This window comes from Ensifer sp. B1-9 (assembly GCF_050474445.1).
GTDB lineage: Bacteria > Pseudomonadota > Alphaproteobacteria > Rhizobiales > Rhizobiaceae > Ensifer.
This window is the reverse complement of sequence record NZ_JBCHVG010000007.1, coordinates 91,093-113,639: the sequence shown is the minus strand read 5'-3', so window position 1 is coordinate 113,639 and position 22,547 is coordinate 91,093. Positions and strand designations below refer to the sequence as shown.

The 22,547-nt window shown below is 62.9% G+C and carries 21 protein-coding genes; 14 read left to right on the top strand and 7 right to left on the bottom strand.

From position 1 onward, the window contains the following. Positions 1 to 97 precede the first annotated feature (97 nt). The 4 genes from ACQ5BM_RS14470 to glcF all read left to right on the top strand — a co-directional run bounded on the left by ACQ5BM_RS14470 (position 98) and on the right by glcF (position 4,570). Positions 98 to 1,537: an FAD-linked oxidase C-terminal domain-containing protein gene (locus ACQ5BM_RS14470; protein WP_429812283.1), complete on the top strand. Its 1,440-nt coding sequence runs from the start codon at positions 98 to 100 to the stop codon at positions 1,535 to 1,537. Beyond that, positions 1,534 to 2,745 carry a glycolate oxidase subunit GlcE gene (gene glcE, locus ACQ5BM_RS14465; protein WP_429812281.1) on the top strand — a complete coding sequence of 404 codons (1,212 nt, stop codon included), beginning with the start codon at positions 1,534 to 1,536 and terminating at the stop codon, positions 2,743 to 2,745. Before ACQ5BM_RS14470 ends, glcE begins: the two co-directional genes overlap by 4 nt. Before the next feature lie 30 nt (positions 2,746 to 2,775). After that, positions 2,776 to 3,156 carry a DUF4870 family protein gene (locus ACQ5BM_RS14460; RefSeq protein WP_429812278.1) on the top strand — a complete coding sequence of 127 codons (381 nt, stop codon included), beginning with the start codon at positions 2,776 to 2,778 and terminating at the stop codon, positions 3,154 to 3,156. Between the two features lie 118 nt (positions 3,157 to 3,274). Beyond that, entirely contained in the window at positions 3,275 to 4,570 is a 1,296-nt protein-coding gene (gene glcF, locus ACQ5BM_RS14455; protein ID WP_429812276.1) for a glycolate oxidase subunit GlcF, read from the top strand. Between the two features lie 57 nt (positions 4,571 to 4,627). On the opposite strand, the gene ACQ5BM_RS14450 is transcribed toward glcF, so the two are convergent. Together ACQ5BM_RS14450 and ACQ5BM_RS14445 are read right to left on the bottom strand one after the other, a co-directional pair. Further along, on the bottom strand, positions 4,628 to 5,323 hold the full coding sequence (locus tag ACQ5BM_RS14450; protein WP_429812273.1) for a L,D-transpeptidase: 696 nt from the start codon (positions 5,321 to 5,323) through the stop codon (positions 4,628 to 4,630). A gap of 284 nt (positions 5,324 to 5,607) precedes the next feature. Continuing rightward, positions 5,608 to 6,378 (bottom strand): L,D-transpeptidase, encoded by a 771-nt coding sequence (locus ACQ5BM_RS14445; RefSeq protein ID WP_429812270.1) that lies wholly within the window; start codon positions 6,376 to 6,378, stop codon positions 5,608 to 5,610. 247 nt (positions 6,379 to 6,625) lie between these two features. Between ACQ5BM_RS14445 and ACQ5BM_RS14440 the strand changes: the two genes are divergently transcribed. Next, positions 6,626 to 7,270: a DNA-3-methyladenine glycosylase I gene (locus ACQ5BM_RS14440; protein WP_429812268.1), complete on the top strand. Its 645-nt coding sequence runs from the start codon at positions 6,626 to 6,628 to the stop codon at positions 7,268 to 7,270. Between the two features lie 75 nt (positions 7,271 to 7,345). On the opposite strand, the gene copM is transcribed toward ACQ5BM_RS14440, so the two are convergent. Next, positions 7,346 to 7,732: a CopM family metallochaperone gene (gene copM, locus ACQ5BM_RS14435; RefSeq protein ID WP_429812266.1), complete on the bottom strand. Its 387-nt coding sequence runs from the start codon at positions 7,730 to 7,732 to the stop codon at positions 7,346 to 7,348. A 183-nt stretch (positions 7,733 to 7,915) separates the two neighbouring features. Continuing rightward, positions 7,916 to 8,344, bottom strand: coding sequence for a hypothetical protein (locus ACQ5BM_RS14430; protein WP_429812264.1), 429 nt, complete (start codon positions 8,342 to 8,344; stop codon positions 7,916 to 7,918). A 433-nt stretch (positions 8,345 to 8,777) separates the two neighbouring features. Here ACQ5BM_RS14430 and hisS point away from each other — a divergent pair, with 433 nt between their 5' ends. The 6 genes from hisS (at position 8,778) to ACQ5BM_RS14400 (ending at position 17,312) form a co-directional block, all read left to right on the top strand. Then, positions 8,778 to 10,289: a histidine--tRNA ligase gene (gene hisS, locus ACQ5BM_RS14425; RefSeq protein WP_429812262.1), complete on the top strand. Its 1,512-nt coding sequence runs from the start codon at positions 8,778 to 8,780 to the stop codon at positions 10,287 to 10,289. A 5-nt stretch (positions 10,290 to 10,294) separates the two neighbouring features. Further along, positions 10,295 to 11,437: an ATP phosphoribosyltransferase regulatory subunit gene (locus tag ACQ5BM_RS14420; RefSeq protein WP_429812259.1), complete on the top strand. Its 1,143-nt coding sequence runs from the start codon at positions 10,295 to 10,297 to the stop codon at positions 11,435 to 11,437. Then, positions 11,434 to 12,129, top strand: a complete 696-nt coding sequence (gene hisG, locus ACQ5BM_RS14415; RefSeq protein WP_429812257.1) for an ATP phosphoribosyltransferase — start codon at positions 11,434 to 11,436, stop codon at positions 12,127 to 12,129. Before ACQ5BM_RS14420 ends, hisG begins: the two co-directional genes overlap by 4 nt. Before the next feature lie 154 nt (positions 12,130 to 12,283). After that, positions 12,284 to 12,991: a glutathione binding-like protein gene (locus ACQ5BM_RS14410; RefSeq protein ID WP_429812255.1), complete on the top strand. Its 708-nt coding sequence runs from the start codon at positions 12,284 to 12,286 to the stop codon at positions 12,989 to 12,991. Between the two features lie 89 nt (positions 12,992 to 13,080). Next, positions 13,081 to 14,304 (top strand): NAD(P)/FAD-dependent oxidoreductase, encoded by a 1,224-nt coding sequence (locus ACQ5BM_RS14405; protein WP_429812252.1) that lies wholly within the window; start codon positions 13,081 to 13,083, stop codon positions 14,302 to 14,304. A 209-nt stretch (positions 14,305 to 14,513) separates the two neighbouring features. Next, entirely contained in the window at positions 14,514 to 17,312 is a 2,799-nt protein-coding gene (locus ACQ5BM_RS14400) for a bifunctional diguanylate cyclase/phosphodiesterase (RefSeq protein WP_429812249.1), read from the top strand. A 112-nt stretch (positions 17,313 to 17,424) separates the two neighbouring features. On the opposite strand, the gene ACQ5BM_RS14395 is transcribed toward ACQ5BM_RS14400, so the two are convergent. Then, positions 17,425 to 17,874 (bottom strand): hypothetical protein, encoded by a 450-nt coding sequence (locus ACQ5BM_RS14395; RefSeq protein WP_275022859.1) that lies wholly within the window; start codon positions 17,872 to 17,874, stop codon positions 17,425 to 17,427. Positions 17,875 to 18,021: 147 nt separating this feature from the next. Here ACQ5BM_RS14395 and ACQ5BM_RS14390 point away from each other — a divergent pair, with 147 nt between their 5' ends. After that, positions 18,022 to 18,249, top strand: coding sequence for a hypothetical protein (locus ACQ5BM_RS14390; protein ID WP_429812247.1), 228 nt, complete (start codon positions 18,022 to 18,024; stop codon positions 18,247 to 18,249). Between the two features lie 150 nt (positions 18,250 to 18,399). Here ACQ5BM_RS14390 and groL read toward each other — a convergent pair whose 3' ends face one another. Then, on the bottom strand, positions 18,400 to 20,040 hold the full coding sequence (groL, locus tag ACQ5BM_RS14385; protein WP_429812245.1) for a chaperonin GroEL: 1,641 nt from the start codon (positions 20,038 to 20,040) through the stop codon (positions 18,400 to 18,402). An 80-nt stretch (positions 20,041 to 20,120) separates the two neighbouring features. Further along, entirely contained in the window at positions 20,121 to 20,417 is a 297-nt protein-coding gene (gene groES, locus ACQ5BM_RS14380) for a co-chaperone GroES (protein ID WP_012706990.1), read from the bottom strand. 237 nt (positions 20,418 to 20,654) lie between these two features. On the opposite strand from groES, the gene ACQ5BM_RS14375 reads away from it, so the two are divergent. Together ACQ5BM_RS14375 and ACQ5BM_RS14370 are read left to right on the top strand one after the other, a co-directional pair. Beyond that, positions 20,655 to 21,503, top strand: a complete 849-nt coding sequence (locus tag ACQ5BM_RS14375) for a TIGR01459 family HAD-type hydrolase (RefSeq protein ID WP_429812242.1) — start codon at positions 20,655 to 20,657, stop codon at positions 21,501 to 21,503. Positions 21,504 to 21,516: 13 nt separating this feature from the next. Continuing rightward, entirely contained in the window at positions 21,517 to 22,503 is a 987-nt protein-coding gene (locus ACQ5BM_RS14370) for a bifunctional riboflavin kinase/FAD synthetase (protein ID WP_429812239.1), read from the top strand. The last annotated feature ends 44 nt before the right edge of the window (positions 22,504 to 22,547 follow it).

Genomic DNA, 22,547 nt, shown 5'->3' with positions numbered 1-22,547 from the left:
GCCATTGTTTCCGAAACGGAAAAGCTCATAGCATTTGCGAGGGCTCTCTCCTAGTGGTAAAGAAAATGAACCAATTGATATGCGGCCGGAGGAGCTGATGGCGGAGACAATCGGTTTTCTGCAACCGAAACAGGCTGTTATCACCCGGCGCCGCGAGATCGTCGCCGACCTCGCGGACCTCTTGCCCGAGGGCTGTCTGATCAGTGACGAGCGCGGGCTGAAGCCCTTCGAGACCGACGCCTTCATCGCCTATCGTCGCATGCCGCTCGCCGTCGCGCTGCCGGAGACGACCGAGCAGGTCGCAGCTCTTCTCAAATATTGCAGCCGTTACGGCATTCCGGTCGTGCCGCGCGGCGCCGGCACCTCGCTTTCGGGCGGCGCCATTCCGCAGGAGGATGCGGTCGTCATCGGTCTTTCCAAGATGTCGCGCATTCTCGATATCGACCTCTTCAACCGCACCGCCACCATTCAGGCGGGGGTCACCAATCTCAATATCTCCGAAGCTGTCTCCGCCGACGGTTTCTTCTATGCGCCCGACCCGAGTTCGCAGCTTGCCTGCACGATCGGCGGCAATATCGGCATGAATTCCGGCGGCGCCCATTGCCTGAAATACGGTGTCACCACCAACAATCTGCTCGGCGTGAAGATGGCGCTGTTCGATGGCACCGTCATCGAGCTCGGCGGCAAGGCGCTGGATGCGGCGGGCTATGATCTGCTCGGCCTCGTCTGCGGCTCGGAGGGCCAGCTCGGCATCGTCACCGAGGCGACGGTGCGGCTGATCGCCAAGCCGGAAGGCGCCCGTCCCGTGCTCTTCGGTTTCGCGTCGTCGGAAGCGGCCGGCGCCTGCGTCGCCGATGTCATCGGCTCCGGCATCATCCCGGTCGCGATCGAGTTCATGGATAAGCCGGCGATCGAGATCTGCGAAGCCTTCGCCCATGCCGGCTACCCGCTCGACGTCGAAGCGCTGCTGATCATCGAGGTCGAAGGTTCCGAGCCGGAAATGGATGCGATGCTCGCCAGCATCGTCGCGGTCGCGCGCCGTCACGGCGTCGCGACGATCAAGGAGTGCCAGTCGGCAATGGAAGCGGCAGCGATCTGGAAGGGGCGGAAATCCGCCTTCGGCGCCACCGGTCGCATCGCCGACTATATCTGCATGGACGGCACCGTGCCGCTCAGCCAGCTCTCGCATGTGCTCGCCCGCACCGGCGAGATCGTCGCGCATTACGGCCTGCGCGTCGCCAATGTCTTCCATGCCGGCGACGGCAACATGCATCCGCTGATCCTCTACAACATCAACGATCCGGAGGATGCGGCACGTGCCGAAGCCGCCGGCAACGACATCCTCAAGCTCTGCGTTGACGCCGGTGGCTGCCTGACGGGCGAGCATGGCGTCGGCATCGAAAAACGGGACCTCATGCTGCACCAGTACAACCAGGCCGACCTCGACCAGCAGATGGCGGCGCGGGCTGCCTTCGATCCGCAATGGATCCTGAACCCGTCCAAGGTCTTCCCGCTCGAAGGGCGTCCCGCCGCATGATCGTGCATTTCGAACCGGCAAGCGAAGAGGGGATTGCGACCGTCGTTCGTGCGATGGCGGCCGACAAGGCTTCGCTCGCGGTCATCGGCGGCAATACGCGCTCGGGTCTCGGCAATCCCGTGCGTGCCGACCGGGTGCTGTCGACGCGCCGCCTTTCCGGCATCGTCAGCTACAATCCGGCCGAGATGACGATCACCGCGCTTGCGGGTACGCCGATGCGCGAAATCGAAGAGGCGCTGGCGGAAAACCGGCAGATGCTTGCCTTCGAACCGGTGGACCATCGGCCGATCTTTGCTTCGTCGGGAGAGCCGACGATCGGCGGGGTCTTTGCCGCCAATGTGTCGGGTCCCAGGCGCTATGTCGCCGGTGCCGCCCGCGACAGCCTGCTCGGCGTTCGCTTTGTCAACGGCCGTGGCGAGGCCATCAAGGCCGGCGGCCGGGTGATGAAGAACGTCACCGGCCTGGATCTGGTCAAGCTGCAAGCGGGCTCGCATGGCACGCTCGGCATCCTGACCGAAGTTACCTTCCGCGTCCTGCCGCTGCCGCCGGCATCCGAGACTATCGTGGTCTCCGGTCTCAACGATGCCGAAGCCGCTGCGGTCATGGCCGAGGCGATGGCACAAACGGTCGAGGTTTCCGGTGCCGCGCATCTGCCGGAGAGCGTGCGCGGGCGGTTCCTCGAAGGTGGCCTTCCGGACGGGGCCGCGACGGTGCTCAGGCTCGAAGGACTGGAGGCATCGGTCGCGCTCCGGGCCGAAAAGCTAAGGAGCGCCGTCGGGCGCTTCGGCGCGGTGACGCGGCTCGACGGGCCGCAGACATCGAAGCTCTGGGCGGAGATCCGCGACGTCAAACCCTATGCCGACGGCACGAAGAAGCCGCTCTGGCGCGTGTCCGTCGCCCCATCGCTCGGCCATCAGCTTGTGGCGGCGCTCAGGCTGCAGACCGGCGTCGATGCCTTCTATGACTGGCAGGGCGGTCTCGTCTGGCTGCGCATGGAGGCGGACCCCGAAGCGGAACTGGTGCGCCGTTACATCAAGGTTCTTGGTGGCGGTCATGCAACGCTCGTCAGGGCCGAGGATGGCTACCGTGCCGCCATCCCGGCGTTTGAACCACAACCCTTGGCCGTGGCACAATTGAGCGAGCGCGTCCGCGCGAGCTTCGACCCGCACCGGATTTTCAATCCCGGCCGCGTGGCTGCGGTGTCCTGAGACAGCGACGATGGAACATGGGAGGAAATGATGAGCGACAATGGTCCGCAGACACCGTTTTCCCGGGAAACCGATCGCTGGCTGGAGCCGGGCAAGATCAACGTCCAGGTGATTTACGTTCTTTATCTCGTGGGCTTTGCGGTCGGGATCACCCCGATCATCGGCGTGGTGATGGCTTATCTCAATCGCGGCAAGGGCACGCCCTGGGTCCAGACGCATTATGAATGGGCGATCCGAACCTTCTGGATCGCTCTCTTGTTCGGGTTGATCTCGCTGCTGCTGACGGTGCTGCTGGTCGGCATCCTCGGCTTCATCGCCACCGCCGTCTGGATCGTCGTGCGCTGCGTCGTCGGCCTGCAACGGGCGGCGCGCCAGGAGCCGATCACCAACCCCGAAAGCTGGATGGTGTAGGCCATGGCGCAACCCCTGGGACCGGATCCGGTCGCAGGATGCTGAAATCAGAATACTGTGGTGACCGAAGCACGCATCACGTGTGCGGTCTCGCAGAACCGCAGAGTGGAGTTCGCGTTTGCAGACCAATTTTACACCCGCGCAGCTTGCCGACCCGCATGTGGCCGAATCCGAAGCCATCCTGCGCAAATGCGTGCATTGCGGCTTCTGCACCGCCACCTGTCCGACCTATGTGACGCTGGGCGACGAACTCGATAGCCCGCGCGGGCGCATATACCTCATCAAGGACATGCTGGAGAACGGGCGGGCGGCCGACAAGGAAACGGTCACCCACATCGACCGCTGTCTCTCCTGTCTCGCCTGCACGACCACCTGTCCCTCCGGCGTCGACTACATGCATCTCGTCGACCACGCGCGCGTCCACATCGAGAACACCTATCGCCGCCCGTTCAGGGATAGATTGGCGCGTTCCGTGCTCGCGGCGGTGCTGCCTTATCCCCAGCGCTTCCGCCTGTCGCTGAAGGCGGCCGGCCTTGCCCGGCCCTTCGCGGCTTTCATGAAGCGCATGCCCTTGCTGAAAACCTTTGGCGTCATGTTGGATCTGACGCCGGGGGCCGTGCCTGAGCCTTCCGCTTCGGCCGTGCCAGGCACCCATGCGCCGAAGGGCAAGCGTATCGGTCGGGTCGCGCTGTTGTCCGGCTGCGCCCAGCCGGTGCTGAAGCCGGAGATCAACGAGGCGACGATAAGGCTGCTGACGCGCTTTGGCGTCGAAGTGGTTGTTTCGGCCGGCGAGGGCTGCTGTGGCGCCCTGGTGCACCACATGGGCCGCGAGAACCAGGCGCTCGCGGCGGCGCGCCGCAACGTCGACGCCTGGCTGAAGGTCGCCGACGAGGGCGGACTCGATGCCATCGTCATTACCGCTTCGGGCTGTGGAACGACGATCAAGGACTACGGCCACATGCTGCGGCTCGATCCTGATTATGCGGAAAAGGCGGCCCGGGTCTCAGCGCTGGCCAAGGACATCACCGAGTATCTGTCTACCCTCGACCTGCCGGAACAGGATGCGCGGGGCATGACGCTTGCCTATCATTCCGCCTGCTCGATGCAGCACGGCCAGAAGATCACTCTTGCGCCGAAGCAGCTTTTGAAGCGCGCCGGCTTCGTCGTCCGCGATCCGGCCGAAGGGCATCTCTGCTGCGGTTCGGCCGGCACCTATAACATCCTGCAGCCGGAAATCTCGGCGAAGCTGAAGGCGCGCAAGGTCAAGAACATCGAGGCGACCAAGCCGGATGCGATTGCCACCGGCAATATCGGCTGCATCACCCAGATCGCCAGCGGGACCGCGATCCCCATCCTGCACACGGTCGAATTGCTCGACTGGGCCTATGGCGGGGCAAAGCCACAAGGGCTCTGAGGTAAAAGAAAAGGCCGGCTCCGCGAACCGGCCTTTTTATGGGGGCCCGGATGGCTATCAGCCGCCGAAGATCTGGCGGAAGATATCGACGCCACGATCGTCGAAATAGGTGTCGCCCGGCTTGCTGCCCGGGCCGATGACGATGACCTTGGTGCCGATATCGGCACGGTCGTAGAGGTGTTCCACGTCCTCGTTCATCATGCGGATGCAGCCCGACGACATGTTCTGGCCGATCGTCCAGGGCTGGTTGGTGCCATGGATGCGGAAGATCGTGTCGCGGCCGCCCTTGTAGAGATACATGGCGCGGGCGCCGAGCGGGTTGTCGATGCCGCCTTCCTGGGTCATCGGCAGGATACGGCCCTTGGCGGCTTCGCGACGACGCATTTCGGCCGGCGGCGTCCAGGTCGGCCATTCGGCCTTGCGGCCGACCTTCACGACACCCGACCAGCCGAAGCCATCGCGGCCGACGCCGATGCCATAGCGCGTCGCGCGGTTCGGGCCGTCGATGTAGTAAAGGTACTTGTTGTTGGTATCGACGATGATCGTGCCGGGGGCTTCGTCGGTGCGGAAGCGAACCTTGGTGCGCCAGTATTGCTTTGCCGGCCTTTTCGGCATGGCCACGAGTACGACGTCGGATGACTTGACTTTGGGACCTGTGGCTGGCGTCGGCGTGAAAGCCGAGGCGCTGGTGGCGGCAAGAATAGTGCTGGTCGCGATGGCGATCGCGACCGCTTTGCTGGCAAGACGCTTCATATACGATTCCCTCTGAACCCTCGTTGCAGGCAGGCTATGCAAAATGCGGCGAAGTTCAAGCCTGCGATACCGCCGGCGGGCCGCCGGACTTATATCTGTTCATGCTGCTGTTGCCTGAAAATCACGCGTGCAGCGCTGCGCGTCGTATTAGACGCGCAAAGGTCGCTGCAGCACTTTAAGTTGCTGCCTGCTTTTGTGCTCAAATCGGAGACGACTTAAGGAAACATGCGGCAGGCAACAGCAACACGTGCGAGGGTCGGGAAATATTCTATGCTATGCTCCAACTATATGACGATAACCCTCGTGCCCACCTTCACGCGCTCATAGAGGTCGACGACGTCTTCGTTGCGCATGCGGATGCAGCCGGAGGAAACGGCATAGCCGATCGTCCAGGGCGCATTGGTGCCATGGATCCGGTAGAGCGTCGAGCCGAGATACATGGCGCGCGCGCCAAGCGGGTTTTCCGGGCCGCCGTCCATGCGCGCCGGCAGATAGTGGCCCTTGGCCGCTTCGCGGGTGATCATCTCCTGCGGCGGCGTCCAGCTCGGCCATTCCGCCTTGCGGGTGACCTTGTGAGCGCCTGCCCATTCGAAGCCCGGCTTGCCGACGCCGACGCCATAGCGCCGTGCCTCGCCGTTGCCGGTCACCAGATAGAGAAAGCGGTTGTTGGTATCGATGACGATCGTGCCCGCCTTTTCCTTGGTCTCATAGGAGACCGTCTGCGGCAGGAACTGCGGGTCGAACCTCGACTTCACCGGGCGCTGGGCGCGCATGGCATTGGCCGGCTGGATCAGCGGGTTGACGACGCGGCGTTTGACCTGCGGCTGCGCGAGCTGTCCCTGATAATACTGTTTTCGGGTGGCCGCCGGAATCTGCTGCCGGTAGATGACCTGCCGCGTGCCGGCCTGTTGCCCGCCGAGCTGCATCACCCAGGGGGCGGTGAGATCGGGGCTGACGACGACCGGAGGCCGGTTCTGGTACCGGTCCTGGGCTAAGGCCGAGCCGGCAAAAAGGGTCAGAACGGAGGCGGCTATAAGAAGGGGCTTTTTCAACATCGGACGGACTCGCTACCTTTCGCCGAAATTCATCAAAGGGGCGCAGACAGCCGAAGAACCGGACGCTCGAGCGGGGGTATGCGCCTTGGCAATGGCGCGATCGTGTCACCGGGGAGCCACCGAATGGTAAACGGCGCTTCATTAAAAGGCGAAGGTGCCGATAAAGCTTTGGGTAGGGTTATCCGTCGCTTTAGGAATCTGGTTTGCAAATGGTAAAAGGCAGGAAAATGAACAGGATGGAGCGAGCATGACGGCCAAAGGCATAGTGATCGGTGAGGACGGACTTCAGCGCTGCGCCTGGCAGGGCAACCTCGACGACTATCGTCGCTACCACGACGACGAATGGGGACGCCCGGTCGTCGACGACCGCCGCCTGTTCGAGAAGATCTGCCTCGAAGGCTTCCAGTCCGGCCTGTCATGGCTGACGATCCTGCGCAAGCGCGAGGCGTTCCGTGCGGCCTTCGCCGGCTTCGATTTCGACAAGGTCGCGACATTTGATGAGACGGATATCGAACGCTGCCTCGCCGATACCGGTATCGTGCGCCATCGCGGCAAGATCGTTTCGACCATCAACAATGCCCGTCGCGCCCAGGAGCTCCGGCAGGAATTCGGTTCTCTCGCGAGCTATTTCTGGTCATACGAACCACAGGCAGGTGAGCGCCCGGCAAGGGTGACCTATGAGGCGATCGTCGCCAATCCGACGACGCCGACCTCGATCCGGATCTCGAAGGACCTGAAGAAGCGCGGCTGGACCTTCGTCGGCCCGACGACGATCTACGCCTTCATGCAGGCCATGGGCCTCGTCAACGATCACATCGAGGGCTGCCATTGCCGCGCGGTCGTGGAGGAGATGCGAGCCAAGCTTGTCAGGCCTCTGGGCCGGGTGGCCTGACAGGGGCGCGACCCGACCCCGCTAAGACAGACCCGGCTGACTGGTTGTTCAAACCCGGCTGATGGGCGTTGTCGTTCAGCCGCCGTTCTTCACAAGCCATTCCTTCATCAACTTGATCTCACCTTCCTGCGCCTTGATGATCTCTTCCGCCAGTTTGCGGATCGTTTCATCCTTGCCGTATTCGAGCTCGACCCTGGCCATGTCGATCGCGCCCTGGTGGTGGGCGATCATGCCGCGCACGAAGTCGACATCCGTCTTGCCGGTATAGGCGATGTCCATGTCCTTGTGCATGCGGGCATTGGCTTCGGCAAAGGCCCTGCTCGAGGGCGAGGCGTCGGCCGCCGGGCTCTGAGCCTCCGCCGAGCCGTGATGCATGCTGTCGTGGCTCGTGTCTTCGGCCGCTGCCGGAAAGGCGAGGCAGGCGGTGAGTGCGAGGGCCGTCGTCAACGGTTTCAGCGACATGATGTTTCCTTTCTTCTGCAATCGGGCGGCCCTTGAGGAGCGCCGCCGAGGCGTGAGCCTTGGAGCCGTTCGACCTACTGCATATCTGGATTTGAGGACGAAGACATGCAGCAGATCAAAATCCTACAGCGACCTTTGCGCGGCGCCATAGGGAAGGGGTGTCAGCGCTTTCAAGCTCTGCGCTCAAGCGCAGAGCATCACGCACTCGCGCGGAAGGGCGAAGACGCCTTGCAGCAGATCCTTGCAGCCTGGTGTGTCGAGCACGGACCGGCCGACGCAATAGAGCTGCGCCGCTTCCGACGTCGGCGCACGCACCATGGCGGTAAAGCAGAACGAGGATGACGAGGCGGTCGCCTGTTCGAGAATGTTGAGCACGGTTGGGCGATCCTTTCGGTCATAGGCGCGCACCAGATCGATGACGCCGCAGGAAGGAGCGGAGGTACCGAGTAAGGCGGCGGTGTGTTGGCCAAGCTGGAAAACGCCGGTTGCGAGATCGCAGCGCCAGGCTTCCTTGAGGTAGATCCCCTCGTCGAGGTGCCGTAGCCAATTGTCATGTGCGCCTAGATGTCCGGGCCGGATAGTCCCGCAACCAGGTGTCATGAATCTCAACATGATACCCATTTCCTCTCTTCGCTCCGCCCGCGCCACGTCTCCGCAGAAATCCGCCATTCCCAGTGAAATGGTTCGCCGTTCCATTTGCGGTTGGAGGCTTGGGTCCGATGCCCTCATTGCATCCGGCGTCATTCGCCGGTAAACGCTCCGGGATCCGGAGGATAACCGATCGCCTCCATGATCGAAACGTCGGCGATCGATCTGGCGATAAACTTTTGGTGATTGTTGCCGGTATAGTGCGCCTTATGGTTGAGGCAAGCGAGTTCCGACCGATAGAGGCAGGATCACCGGCTTCAGCTTCGCCTCGCACCCATGCTCCGCATAGCCTGCTGCGACCGGACCGGCGCGCGCTTTGCGCGGTCCAAACCCTTGCCGCCCCTGCCTTGATCCGATAGGGAAAGCAGCCAACACACTGACAGTCCGGAATGCTCCCATGACCGAGAAACAGAAGAAACCGCAGAAGCTCAAGGCGCGCCTGCCGCGCGGCTTCGTCGATCGCTCCGCCGCCGATATCCGCGCGACCGACGAAATGATCGGCAAGATCCGTGCGGTCTACGAGCATTATGGTTTCGATCCGGTCGAAACGCCGCTGTTCGAATACACCGACGCGCTCGGCAAGTTCCTGCCCGACAGCGATCGTCCGAACGAAGGCGTCTTCTCGCTGACGGACGACGACGACCAGTGGATGTCGCTGCGCTACGACCTGACGGCGCCGCTCGCCCGCCACGTTGCCGAGAATTTCAACGAGATCCAGTTGCCGTTCCGCACCTACCGGGCCGGCTACGTTTTCCGCAACGAGAAGCCGGGCCCCGGTCGCTTCCGTCAGTTCATGCAGTTCGACGCCGATACGGTCGGTGCCGCCGGCGTCCAGGCGGATGCCGAAATGTGCATGATGATGGCCGACACCATGGAAGCGCTCGGCATCGCGCGCGGCGACTACGTGATCCGCGTCAACAATCGCAAGGTGCTCGATGGCGTCATGGAGGCGATCGGTCTTGGCGGCGACGACAAGGCCAATGCCCGCCTGACGGTGCTGCGCGCCATCGACAAGCTCGACAAGTTCGGGACGGAAGGTGTGCGACTCCTGCTCGGCGAAGGCCGCAAGGATGAAAGCGGCGACTTCACCAAGGGTGCCGGCCTCAGCGCCGAACAGATCGACAAGGTGCTCTTCTTCGTCGGCATCAAGGACTATGCCGAAAGTGCTGCCGAACTCGCCGCTCTCGTTGCGGGTACGTCAAAGGGCGGCGAAGGCGTCGAGGAGCTGAACACGATCCGCAGCCTGGTCCTAAGCGCCGGCTATGAGGCCGACCGCATCAAGATCGATCCCTCGGTCGTGCGCGGTCTCGAATATTACACCGGCCCGGTCTTCGAGGCCGAGCTGCAGTTTGCAGTCACCAACGAGAAGGGCGAGAAGGTCGTCTTCGGTTCGGTCGGCGGCGGCGGTCGTTATGATGGCCTCGTCTCGCGCTTCATGGGCCAGCCCGTTCCGGCCACCGGCTTCTCGATCGGCGTTTCCCGCCTGATGACGGCGCTCAAGAACCTTGGCAAGCTTGGCGCCTCCGAAGTGATCGCTCCGGTCGTCGTCTGCGTGATGGATCGCGACATCGAGAGCATGGGCCACTACCAGCGCTTCGTGCAGCAGCTTCGCCATGCCGGCATCCGCGCTGAAATGTACCAGGGCAACAAGAAGAATTTTGGCGATCAGCTGAAATATGCCGACCGTCGCGGCTCGCCGCTGGCGATCATCCAGGGAGGCGACGAGCGCGCCGCCGGTCTGGTACAGATCAAGGATCTGATCGAAGGCAAGCGCCTGTCGGGTGAGATCGAGGACAATGCGGCCTGGCGCGAAGCGCGTGTGGCCCAGGTTTCTGTTCCGACCGCCGAACTGGTCGGAAAGGTGCGCGAGATGCTGGCGGCGCAGGCCGAGGATCGGGCAAGGGGCTGACGGTCATGGCCCTCATCAATCTACCCGCCTTCGCCGACGAGTTGCTTGCCGAGTTCGAAAGCCTCGGCACGCTGCGTGTCGACACACCGGTGATCCAGCCGGCCGAACCATTCCTCGCCATGGCTGGCGAGGATCTGCGGCGTCGCATCTTCATGACCGAGAGCGAGACCGGCGAAAGCCTCTGCCTGCGCCCGGAATTCACCATTCCCGTCTGCCTGCGCCACATCGAGGCGGTGACCGGCACGCCGAAGCGCTACGCCTATCTCGGCGAGGTCTTCCGCCAGCGCCGCGAGGGCGGCAACGAATTCTACCAGGCCGGCATCGAGGATCTCGGCGACACCGATACCGCTGCCGCCGATGCGCGCGCTGTCGGTGATGCGATGCGTGTCGTTGCCAACCGCCTGCCGGGACGGCGCCTCAACGTCACGCTGGGCGACCAGGCGGTGTTCGAAGCCGTCGTCGGCGCCTGCGGCCTGCCGGCCGGCTGGCAGAAGCGGCTGATCCATGCCTTCGGCGACCAGAAGCATCTGCAGAAGCTGCTCACGGAGCTCGCCCATCCCCGGACAGTCGGTGTCTTCGGTCCTGAAGTGGTACGCCTGTCGATGGACGGACTGCTTGAAGATGAAGCTCGCCTCGTCGCCCATATCGGCGAGACGATGGAGGCGACCGGCTACTCCACCAATGCCAGCCGCTCGCCCGAGGACATCGCCCGGCGGCTGAAGGAGAAGATGGAACTGGCGAACACGCGGCTCGATCGCAAGACGCTGGATCAGGTTGGCGCGTTCCTGGCGCTCGACGTGCCGCTCGCCGATGCTCCGGCCGCGCTCTTCGCCTTCGCCAAGAAGTCCGGCCTCAAGCTCGATGACGCGCTCGTCCGCTTCGATGCCCGTGTCGCCGCGCTTTCCAAGACCGGTGCCGACATCGGCGCGATCCGCTATCGCGCCGCCTTCGGTCGTCCGCTCGACTATTACACCGGCCTCGTCTTCGAGGTGGAAGTCGCCGGTATCCAGGCGGTGCTGGCGGGCGGAGGGCGGTTCGACCGGCTGCTGACGCTGCTGGGCGCCCGTGAACACATTCCGGCCGTCGGTTTCTCGCTCTGGCTCGACCGCATCGAAAAGGCGATTGCCTCTGAGGGAGGCGCTCAATGACCATCACCATCGCGCTGCCGTCCAAGGGGCGGATGAAGGATGACGCCTCGGCGATCTTCGAACGGGCCGGCATGAAGATCGTCGCCGTCGGCAACGATCGCTCCTATCGCGGCCGGGTCGAAGGCGCGGACGACGTGGAGATCGCGTTCCTCTCGGCCTCGGAGATTTCCCGCGAACTCGGCAGCGGCTCGATCGATTTCGGCGTCACCGGCGAGGATCTCGTTCGCGAGGGGCTCGCCAATGCCGATGCCCGCGTCGAGTTCTGTGCCCGTCTCGGCTTCGGTCATGCCGATGTCGTCGTCGCGGTGCCGGAGATCTGGTATGACGTCGACACCATGGCCGATCTCGGCGACGTTGCTGCGGACTTCCGCGCGCGCCATGGCCGCCGCCTGGCGATCGCCACCAAATACTGGCGGCTGACGCAGAATCATTTCTCGGGAAGCCACGGCATCCAGCTCTATCGCATCGTCGAAAGCCTCGGTGCCACCGAAGGTGCCCCGGCGTCGGGCTCGGCCGACATCATCGTCGATATCACCTCGACGGGCTCGACGCTGAAGGCGAACCATCTGAAGATCCTGACGGACGGCGTGATCCTGCGTTCCGAGGCCTGCCTGGTGCGGGCGCGCAAGGCGGGCCATGACGGAAACCCGGTCGTGGCGCGGGTTATCGCGGCGGTTCGCGGCGTGCTCTGACGCTGCGAACGGGGCAGGGCGGGGTCTGCGGCAATCCCGGCGCCCCGACCGCAATAATTAAAGTAGGGCCCTCAAAAAGCGCGCCCTCCGCTCCTATGTAAGTCGCGCGCACGGCACACTGCCGTTCCCCGCCATTCCGTTCCAGGAGACCTTCATGGCCGATCTTTCCGCCTTCCCGATCACCAAGCGTTGGCCGGCGAAGAACCCCGATATCATCCAACTTTATTCGTTGCCGACGCCGAATGGCGTGAAGGTCTCGATCGCGCTCGAAGAGCTGGGCCTCGTCTACGAGCCTCACCGGATCGCCTTCGATGCCAACGAGCAGAAATCGCCGGAGTTCGTCTCGCTCAACCCGAATGGTCGCATCCCTGCGATAATCGATCCCAACGGTCCGGACGGAAAGCCGATCGGCCTCTTCGAGTCCGGCGCGATCCTGATCTATCTGGCGGAAAAGACCGGCAAGCTGCTGCCGGCCGATGCGGCCGGCCGCTACGAGACCATTTGCTGGGTGATGTTCCAGATGGGTGGCGTCGGCCCGATGCTCGGCCAGTTCGGCCATTTCTTCAAGTTTGCCGCCGACAAGGTCGCCAACAATTCCTATCCCGTCGAGCGCTATCGCGACGAATCGAAGCGCCTCCTCGGCGTGCTAGAAGCGCGCCTTGAAGGACGGCAATGGCTGATGGGTGACGATTACACGATCGCCGACATCGCCACCTTCCCCTGGGTTGAAGGCGCACGCAGGTTCTATGGCGGTGCCGAGGTGCTCGATTACAAGAGCTTTCCGAACGTGATGGCCTGGGTCGAGCGCGGCCTGTCGCGCCCGGCGGCTCTAAAGGGCATGGAAGTGCCGCGCAAGGAATAGCAACAACCGTGGCCATGTGCCCGAGTTGACGAAGCTCGGGCGCAAGGCTAGGCCTTGCCGTACATTTGAACAAGAAGCAGGTGAGAAGCGTGTCGGGAAGGCTTGTTGTTGTCGGTGGCGGTCAGGCCGCCTTTGCCCTGGTTGCGAAGCTCCGTGCCCTGAAGGACGAGCGGCCGATCACCATCGTTGCCGCCGAAGCGAGCCTGCCTTATCAACGCCCGCCGCTTTCGAAGAAATATCTGCTGCGCGAGATGAGCCTCGACCGGCTGCTCTACCGGCCGGAAGCCTGGTACGGCGAGCACAACGTCGACGTGCGGCTCGAAACGACCGTGACCGGCCTCGATCGCGCCGCCAAGCGCGTGACGCTCAGCGACGGGACCTTGCTCGAATACGAGGTGCTGGCCTTTGCCACCGGCGCCACGCCGCGGCGCTTGCCGGCTTCCGTCGGCGGCGACCTCGAGGGCGTGTTCGTCGTGCGCGACTTCAGGGATGCGGATCGCCTTGCCGAGGAAATGAAGCCCGGCCGGCGCGCCCTCGTCGTCGGCGGCGGTTACATCGGTCTTGAAGCGGCCGCTGTCGCCCGGACCTGCGGGCTCGAAGTCACGGTCATCGAAATGGCCGACCGCATCCTGCAGCGCGTCGCCTCGTCGGCGACGTCCGGTCTTGTGCGTGACATCCACCGGGCCCGCGGCGTCGATATCCGCGAGGGTACCGGCCTCAATCGTCTCGTCGGCGCAAACGGCCGGGTGACCGCAGCGGAACTGTCGGACGGATCGACCTTGCCCGTCGATGTCGTCATCGTCGGCATCGGCGTCACCGCCAACGACCGCCTGGCCCATGATGCCGGTCTCGAAACCGCCGGCGGCATCGTCGTCGATGCCTTCGGGCGAACCGCCGACCCTGCGATTTTCGCCATGGGCGATTGTGCCGTGCTTCCCTGGGAAGGCCTGCGCATCCGCTTGGAATCGGTGCAGAACGCCGTCGATCAGGCCGAGGCCGTCGCGGCGATCCTTGCCGGCGGCGTACATCCCTATGAGCCCAAGCCGTGGTTCTGGTCCGATCAGTACGACGTCAAGCTGCAGATCGCCGGCTTTGGGCTCGGCCATGACGAAACGATCGTCAGACCCGGCCAGCGCGAGGGCAGCGTATCCGTATGGTACTTCAAGCAGGGACGCTTGATCGCGGTCGACGCGATCAATGACGCCAAGGCCTATGTGACCGGCAAGAAGCTGCTTGAAACCGGCACCAATCCGGACCGGGCCGTCATCGCCGACCCGCAATCGGACCTCAAGGCGCTGGTGTCTCAGGCATAGGACCCGCGCCTGGCGGCGCTGCGCATCCGGTGCAACCTGGAGGCGGTTCGGTTCAATTTTCGTTAACGACGAAACGATTGTTTTCCCTTGCAATTTGCGAGGCCGAACTGCGATTTATCATTTCCTTAAATCACAATGCGCCAACACAGGCCGCTAAACTGGAGGCGAGAGGTCTCGTTTCTCAGCGGTTGTTGATTTGGGCGATTGCGATGTTCAAGGTTCTTACATGCCTCGTGGTGGAGCATAATCCGAAGCTGGTCGCGTTGGCGGCGCTCATATGCTTCCTGTCCAGCTACGGCGCGGTGACGCTGTTGCAGCGCGCCCGTGGATCGTCCGGCAAGGCGCGGGCGATTTGGGCGGTGGCGGCAGGCATTGCAAGCGGCTTCGGTATCTGGGCCACGCACTTCATCGCCATGCTGGCCTACGATCCCGGTGTCGTCCTCGGCTACCAGATGGACCTGACGGCCCTGTCGTTGGCCATTGCGATCGTACTGACCACGACGGCGCTGCTGATCGCGACCCGTCTGCAGGATCCGCTGGCCTGGATTGCCGGTGGCCTGGTGCTCGGCGCCGGCGTTGCCTGCATGCATTTCCTCGGCATGGCCGCCCTCGACGTGCCCGGCAACCTGCGCTGGGACGCCACGCTCGTTGTCGCGTCGATCGTGCTCGGCTCGCTGTTCGACATCGGCGCACTCAACACGATTGCCCGTGTCGGCAAGCCGCTGAAGGCGAAGATCATCGCGACGCTCCTGATGACGCTCGGCATCGTCGCTTTGCATTTTACCGCCATGGGCGCCGTGACGATCGAGGTCGGTCTTATCACTCCGCCCCTTGAAGGCATGATCCAGCCACATCTCCTCGCCTTCGTCATTGCCGGAACCGCCTTCTTCCTTCTGTCCCTGGTGCTGGTTGCGGCCGGCTTTGCCCATCATGCCGAGCTCTCCGCCGCCGCCGCGGAACGCGAATTCACGCGCTTCGTCCGCAGCGTGAAGGACTACGCCATCTACATGCTCGACATCGATGGCCGTGTGGCGAGCTGGAATGCCGGTGCCGAGGCCAACAAGGGCTATGCGGCCGAGGACATCGTCGGCAAGAATTTCGCTTGCTTCTATTCCGAAGACGATCAGCGCAACGGTCTGCCGCGCCGCGCACTCGAGGCTGCGGTGGCCGAGGGCAAGTTTGAGAGCGAGGGTTGGCGCTATCGAAGGGACGGCTCGCGTTTCTGGGCGCATGTGGTGATCGACCCGTTCCTTGACGAAGACGGCAAGCACGCCGGCTTCATCAAGATCGTCAAGGACACAACTAAGGCGAAGGCCGATGCCGATCGCATCGCCGAGGTCAGCAACAACCTCGATGTCGCGCTCGAGAACATGTCGCAGGGTATCTGCCTGTTCGACAGCGATGACCGGCTGCTGCTGTCGAACCGGCGCTGCCGCGAGATCTTCGGCTTTTCCGAGACGCTCGCCGGCAAAGGGCTCACCTTCCGTGAGATTCTCGACATTGTCTTCGCCCGCATTTACGCCGAGCCCGAAATTGCGCGGGCCAAGGCCGAGGAACTCTATCAGAAGCACCGGATCGAGATGGTCGGCAAGGGCGGGGGCGACATCGTCGAAAAGTTGGCGAATGGCCGTTCGATCCTGACCAAGCATCGGACCCTTCCCGATGGCGGCTGGGTCAGCACCTATGAGGACATCACCGAGCGGCTGGACACCGAGGAACAGATCACCTTCCTCGCCCGCCACGACAGCCTGACCGGCTTGCCGAACCGTCTTCAGTTCAACAGCTATCTCGAAGAAGAGCTGGATGCGGCAGCCTGGTTCAACCGCAAGGTTGCCGTCATCGGCATCGACCTCAACAAGTTCAAGGAAGTCAACGACCTGCATGGCCATGCCGCCGGCGATTTCGTTCTGGTGACGATTGCCCAGCGCGTGAAGGGGCTGCTGCAGGAGGGCGAGTTCGTGGCACGCCTTGGCGGCGACGAGTTCGCTGCGGTGAAGCGTTTCGAGGAACTGGCCGAGCTCAACGACTTCTTGCGTCGTATCGAAAAGAGCCTGCACGAGGAAATGCGCTTCGGCGATTTCGAGCTGAAGTCCGGCGGCAGCATGGGCGTCGCCATCTATCCCCAGGATGCGGAGACGGCCGATACGCTGATCAACAATGCCGACCTTGCGATGTACCGGGCGAAGGCCGCGCTCAACCAGACGGTCTGCTTCTACGAGGTCTCGATGGACGAGGCGGCACGCCAGCGGCGCGCGCTCGCCAACGACCTCTGGGATGCCGTCGACAAGAAGCAGCTTGCCCTGCACTACCAGGTGCAGAAGTCGGTGATGACCGGCACCGTCATCGGCTACGAAGTGCTGCTGCGCTGGCATCACCCCGAACGCGGAATGGTACCGCCGAACGAGTTCATCCCGCTCGCAGAGGAGTGCGGCGCGATCCTGCCGATCGGCGAATGGGTGCTGCGCGAAGCCTGCCGCGAGGCCGCAGGCTGGGCGAGCAACCACAAGATTGCCGTCAACCTGTCGCCGGTCCAGCTCGCCAACGGCGATATCGTCAGCCTGGTGCAGGACGTACTTGCCGAAACCGGGCTCGACCCGAACCGGCTGGAGCTCGAAATCACGGAATCGACGATCATCGACGACAAGGAGCGCGCGCTGCTGACGCTGCGTCAGATCAAGGAGCTCGGCGTGACGATCGCGATCGACGATTTCGGCACCGGATACTCCTCGCTCGAAACGTTGCGGTCGTTCCCCTTCGACAAGATCAAGCTCGACAAGAGCTTCATGTGGGAGGTGGAGGGCAGTCCGCAGGCCAAGGCGATCGTTCGCGCCATCCTGGCGCTCGGTCAGAGCCTGTCCGTGCCGGTTCTTGCCGAGGGCGTCGAGACGCAGAAGCAGCTCGATATCCTGCAGGCGGAAGGCTGCGACGAGGCACAAGGCTACCTGCTCGGACGCCCGGCCCCGATAACGCTTCTGCTTAACGGCGACGACGAGGCGGCCGCCGCCTGATCGGGCGGCGCATCATCAAGGGCCGCGTCTGCGACGATCGTTGATCGCGCACCATTTCTGCGGGGATTTCACGTCCTGTTGACGCCAACCGTCGGCAGGGCCAAGGCTTGCGCTATTGCCGCAGCAATGTCCGGCCGGCACCTTCCACCAGGAAGCGCGGGAAGAAGAAGACGCCGGTGATCGTGCCGGAATAGCGCTGTTCCAGGCCTGAGGATTCGCCGATGCAGAACAGGGGCTGTTTCTGGCCGTGTTCTTCGAGCGCGATCGTCGTCGAAAAGCAGAAGGACGAGCAGCTTGTCGCTGCCTGCTCGAAAAGTTCGAGCACGTGGTTGCGGTCGGCCGGATCGTAGCAGCGCACGAAGTTGAGCAGGCCGCATTCGCCGTCGCGCAGGCCGTGGATGGCGGCAGCCTTTTCGCCAAGCCGGAACAGTCCGGTGGACAAGTCTCCCGACCATCCCTCCGACGCGCAGAACTGTTGCAGGAACTCATGGTGCGGCAGATCGAGGTGCGGCTGTCCCGGAGAGCCGAGGGGAACGGAATTTGCTCTCGTGATCTTGAACACGGTCTACCCCAGCAGCATTCCTGGGCACTCTATCGGCGCCCCAAGAAAACACGTCCCATTGTGCAAATCGCGCCCGCCATCGACCAATAGGGAAGCGCACGCCACTGACCGTGGGCGTTTCACCACTCGAAAGGTCGCGAGATAGTAATGAAGCTCTCCGACGAAGTGATTTCGCTGGAGAGGGCGGCTAAATTTGCGATTAAATACTTATATGCTTATCGTGATTTTCTCGAAGAGATTCCGGATACACGGTTAATACGAAAAAGCTTAAGCGATTGGCCGCCCGCCTTGATCCGCTATCCAGTCTCCTGTGAATCTCCGTTCACTTGGGGCGCTGTTATAGTTCGTTTTTTTTCGACTTCAACGGTTTTTTGAAGTCCGACTACAACCAGTGGAGTTTTTGTGCCCGCAGCTAGGCTGCCGGGTGCTCAGCCGAACGATGGTATTGATAAAAAACAAGAAAGGCGACCCGAGGGCCGCCTTTCCGATCCAGATGGATCGATGTTGTGAAGGCTTACGCCTTTATCACATCATGTCCATTCCACCCATGCCGCCCATGCCGCCCGGCATGCCAGCAGGGGCATCCTTCTTCGGCAGTTCAGCGATCATGGCTTCGGTGGTGATCAGCAGCGAAGCAACCGAGGCTGCGTCCTGCAGAGCCGTGCGAACGACCTTGACCGGGTCGATGATGCCCATGGTGATCATGTCGCCGAAGACGCCGGTCTGAGCGTTGTAACCGAAGTTGTCTTCGTTCTTTTCCAGGATCTTGCCGACAACGATCGAAGCTTCGTCACCAGCGTTTTCAGCGATCTGGCGAGCCGGAGCCTGCAGAGCGCGGCGAACGATGTTGACACCAGCTTCCTGGTCGTCGTTTTCGCCCTTGACGGTCAGCTTTGCAGCCGAACGCAGCAGCGCGGTGCCGCCGCCCGGTACGATGCCTTCCTGAACGGCAGCGCGCGTCGCGTTGAGGGCGTCGTCGATGCGGTCCTTCTTTTCCTTGACTTCGATTTCCGTTGCACCGCCGACGCGGATAACGGCAACGCCGCCGGCGAGCTTGGCAAGGCGTTCCTGCAGCTTCTCGCGGTCGTAGTCAGAGGAGGTTTCTTCGATCTGGGCCTTGATCTGGGCGACGCGGCCTTCGATGTCGGCCTTCTGGCCGGCGCCGTCGACGATCGTCGTGTTTTCCTTGGAGATCGAAACCTTCTTCGCACGGCCGAGCATGTCGAGCGTGACGTTTTCGAGCTTGATGCCGAGGTCTTCGGAGATGACCGTGCCGCCCGTCAGGATGGCGATGTCTTCGAGCATGGCCTTGCGGCGATCGCCGAAGCCCGGAGCCTTGACGGCAGCGATCTTCAGGCCGCCGCGCAGCTTGTTGACGACGAGCGTGGCGAGAGCTTCGCCTTCGACGTCTTCAGCGATGATGAGGAGCGGCTTGCCGGTCTGAACTACGGCTTCGAGAACCGGGAGCATGGCCTGCAGGTTCGAGAGCTTCTTCTCGTGGAGGAGAATGAAGGCGTCTTCGAGGTCGGCGACCATCTTTTCCGGGTTGGTGACGAAGTAGGGCGACAGGTAGCCGCGGTCGAACTGCATGCCTTCGACGACTTCGAGTTCGGTTTCGGCGGTCTTGGCTTCTTCAACCGTGATGACGCCTTCGTTGCCGACCTTCTGCATTGCTTCGGCAATGTCGAGACCGATCTGCTTTTCACCGTTTGCGGAGATCGTGCCGACCTGGGCAACTTCTTCCGAGGTGTTGATCTTCTTGGCCTTGGCGAGCAGGTCCTTGACGACTTCTGCAACGGCGAGGTCGATGCCGCGCTTCAGGTCCATCGGGTTCATGCCGGCGGCAACAGCCTTGGCGCCTTCACGAACGATTGCCTGGGCGAGAACGGTAGCGGTGGTGGTGCCGTCGCCTGCGATGTCGTTGGTCTTCGAAGCGACTTCGCGGACCATCTGGGCGCCCATGTTCTCGAACTTGTCTTCGAGTTCGATTTCCTTGGCGACCGAAACGCCGTCCTTGGTGATGCGCGGTGCGCCGAAGGACTTGTCGATAACGACGTTACGACCCTTCGGGCCGAGCGTTACCTTCACTGCGTCGGCGAGGATGTCGACGCCGCGCAGCATCTTTTCACGCGCGGTGCGGCCGAACTTGACTTCTTTAGCTGCCATTTTGAAAGCTCCTGTTGTCGAAATTCCGGGCAAGGCCCGGTTTCAAACGGGGGAAGAATTGGGAAGGGGGTATCGGCCGATCAGCCGATGATGCCCATGATGTCGGCTTCCTTCATGATCAGAAGGTCTTCGCCGTTGATCTTGACTTCGGTGCCCGACCACTTGCCGAACAGGACACGGTCGCCAGCCTTGACGTCGAGCGGAACAACCTTGCCGCTTTCGTCACGAGCACCCGAGCCGACTGCCACGATTTCGCCTTCCTGCGGCTTTTCCTTGGCGGTGTCCGGAATGATGATACCGCCCTTGGTCTTCTCTTCAGACTCGACGCGACGAACGACGACGCGGTCGTGCAACGGGCGGAAATTGGTGCTTGCCATTAGTCTAATCCCTCGATCAAATGACATTACGGATCGCTGATCGATCCGACGGATGGGTGTTAGCACTCTCTTTTGTCGAGTGCCAGCGACGCCGAGATAAGGCTCGCTCCGGAACGAGTCAAGGATTGGCCCTTAGATTTTTTGGCCGGGAAGGGTTCCTTTTTTCCAACGGCGACACTTGTATTCTTGTGCCTTCCTTGCCATGCAAGCCGGAAACCGTGTTTGCAGGAAGCCAGGATGGCCGCAAGGATCAACAGTTTTCGGGAAATCGCCGGACGCTACGACGTCGCGCTGTGCGATGTCTGGGGTGTTCTTCACAATGGCGTGCAGGCCTTCGCTTCCGCCTGCGAGGCGTTGGCTGAGGCGCGCGCGGCCGGTCTGACGGTGGTGCTGATCACCAACTCGCCCCGTCCGCATCCGGGCGTGAAGATCCAGATCCGCGGTCTCGGCGTTCCCGACGAAGCCTATGACCGGATTGTGACCTCGGGTGACGTGACGCGGGCGCTGATCGCCGCCGCCGACAAGAAGATTTTCTTCATCGGCGCCGAGCGCGACCTGCCGCTGCTCGAAGGTCTCGGAACGCAGATCGTGTCGTCGGAAGACGCTGAGACGGTCGTCTGCGCCGGCTTCTATGACGACGAGACCGAAACGCCGGAGCATTACCGCGCGACGCTGACAGGCCTCGCCAAGCGCAAGATCCCCTTCATCTGTGCCAATCCCGATCTCGTTGTCGAACGCGGCCACAGGCTGATCCCTTGCGCCGGCGCGATCGCCAAGCTCTATGAGGAGTTGGGCGGCGAGGCCCGGATCGCCGGCAAGCCCTATATCGCCATCTACCGTGCGGCGCTGACCGAGGCGAAGGCCGTGCGCGGCGCGCTTGACCTGTCGCGCGTGATCGCCATCGGCGATGGCATGCCGACGGACGTCAAGGGTGCCCAGGATGCTGGCTTCGATCTGCTCTACATCAGCGCCGGCATCCACGCCCAGGAATACATGAACGAAAGCCGGACCGACGAGGCGAAACTGGCCGCCTTCCTGAAGAAGGAGGGCGCCTCGCCGAAGTATTGGATGCCGCGGCTCGCCTGACGGGAAGACGGAGATGACGGTTTTTCATCGCAACGAGACCCGTGATCCGCTTCCGGAGCATCTGCGCGGCGGCGTCGTCGCGATCGGTAACTTCGACGGCGTGCACCGTGGTCACCAGTCGGTGCTCAATCGAGCGCTGGAAGAGGCGAAAGCGCGCGGTGTGCCGGCGCTGGTCCTGACCTTCGAGCCGCACCCGCGGACCGTGTTCCGTCCGGAAACCCCGGTCTTCCGGCTGACGCCGGCGCCGTTGAAGGCCCGTATCCTCGAAGGCATGGGTTTCGGCGCCGTCATCGAATATCCGTTCGATCGCACCTTCTCGCAGCTTTCCGCGTCGGATTTCATCCATCGCATCCTGCTCGAATGGCTGCACGCCTCGCATGTCGTCACCGGTTTCGATTTCCACTTCGGCAAGGGCCGCGAGGGCGGCCCCGCCTTCCTGATGGCCGCCGGCGGCGACAACGGTTTTGGCGTGACGCTCGTCGATGCCTTCCGCGACGAAAACGCATCGGTCATCTCGTCGAGCTATGTCCGCTCGCTGCTCGGCGAAGGCGATGTCTCCCAAGCTGCCGGCATGCTCGGTTATCGCTACCTCGTCGAGGCGAAGGTGATCGGCGGCAAGAAGCTCGGCCGCGAGCTCGGCTTTCCCACCGCCAATATGCGGCTTGCACCCGAGGTGGAGCTGAGGCCGGGCATCTACGCCGTGCGCTTCCGCCGGCCCGACGGTTCGCTCTATGACGGCGTCGCAAGCTTCGGGCGCCGCCCGACGGTCGACAGCGACGGCGAGCCATTGCTCGAAACCTTCGTCTTCGACTTTTCGGGCGATCTCTACGGCGAGATCTGTACGGTCACCTTCTTCGGCCACCTGCGCGACGAACTGAAGTTCGACGGGCTCGATCCGCTGGTGGCGCAGATCCGTCAGGACGAAGCCGAGGCGCGCGCGCTGCTCTCTGGTGTGCAGCCGCTCGGCGACATCGACCGCAGGCTCAACTTCGCCCGATAAATTTCGGCATTGGTGTGGTGGCGGACCTTTTCAAAAGGCGGAAA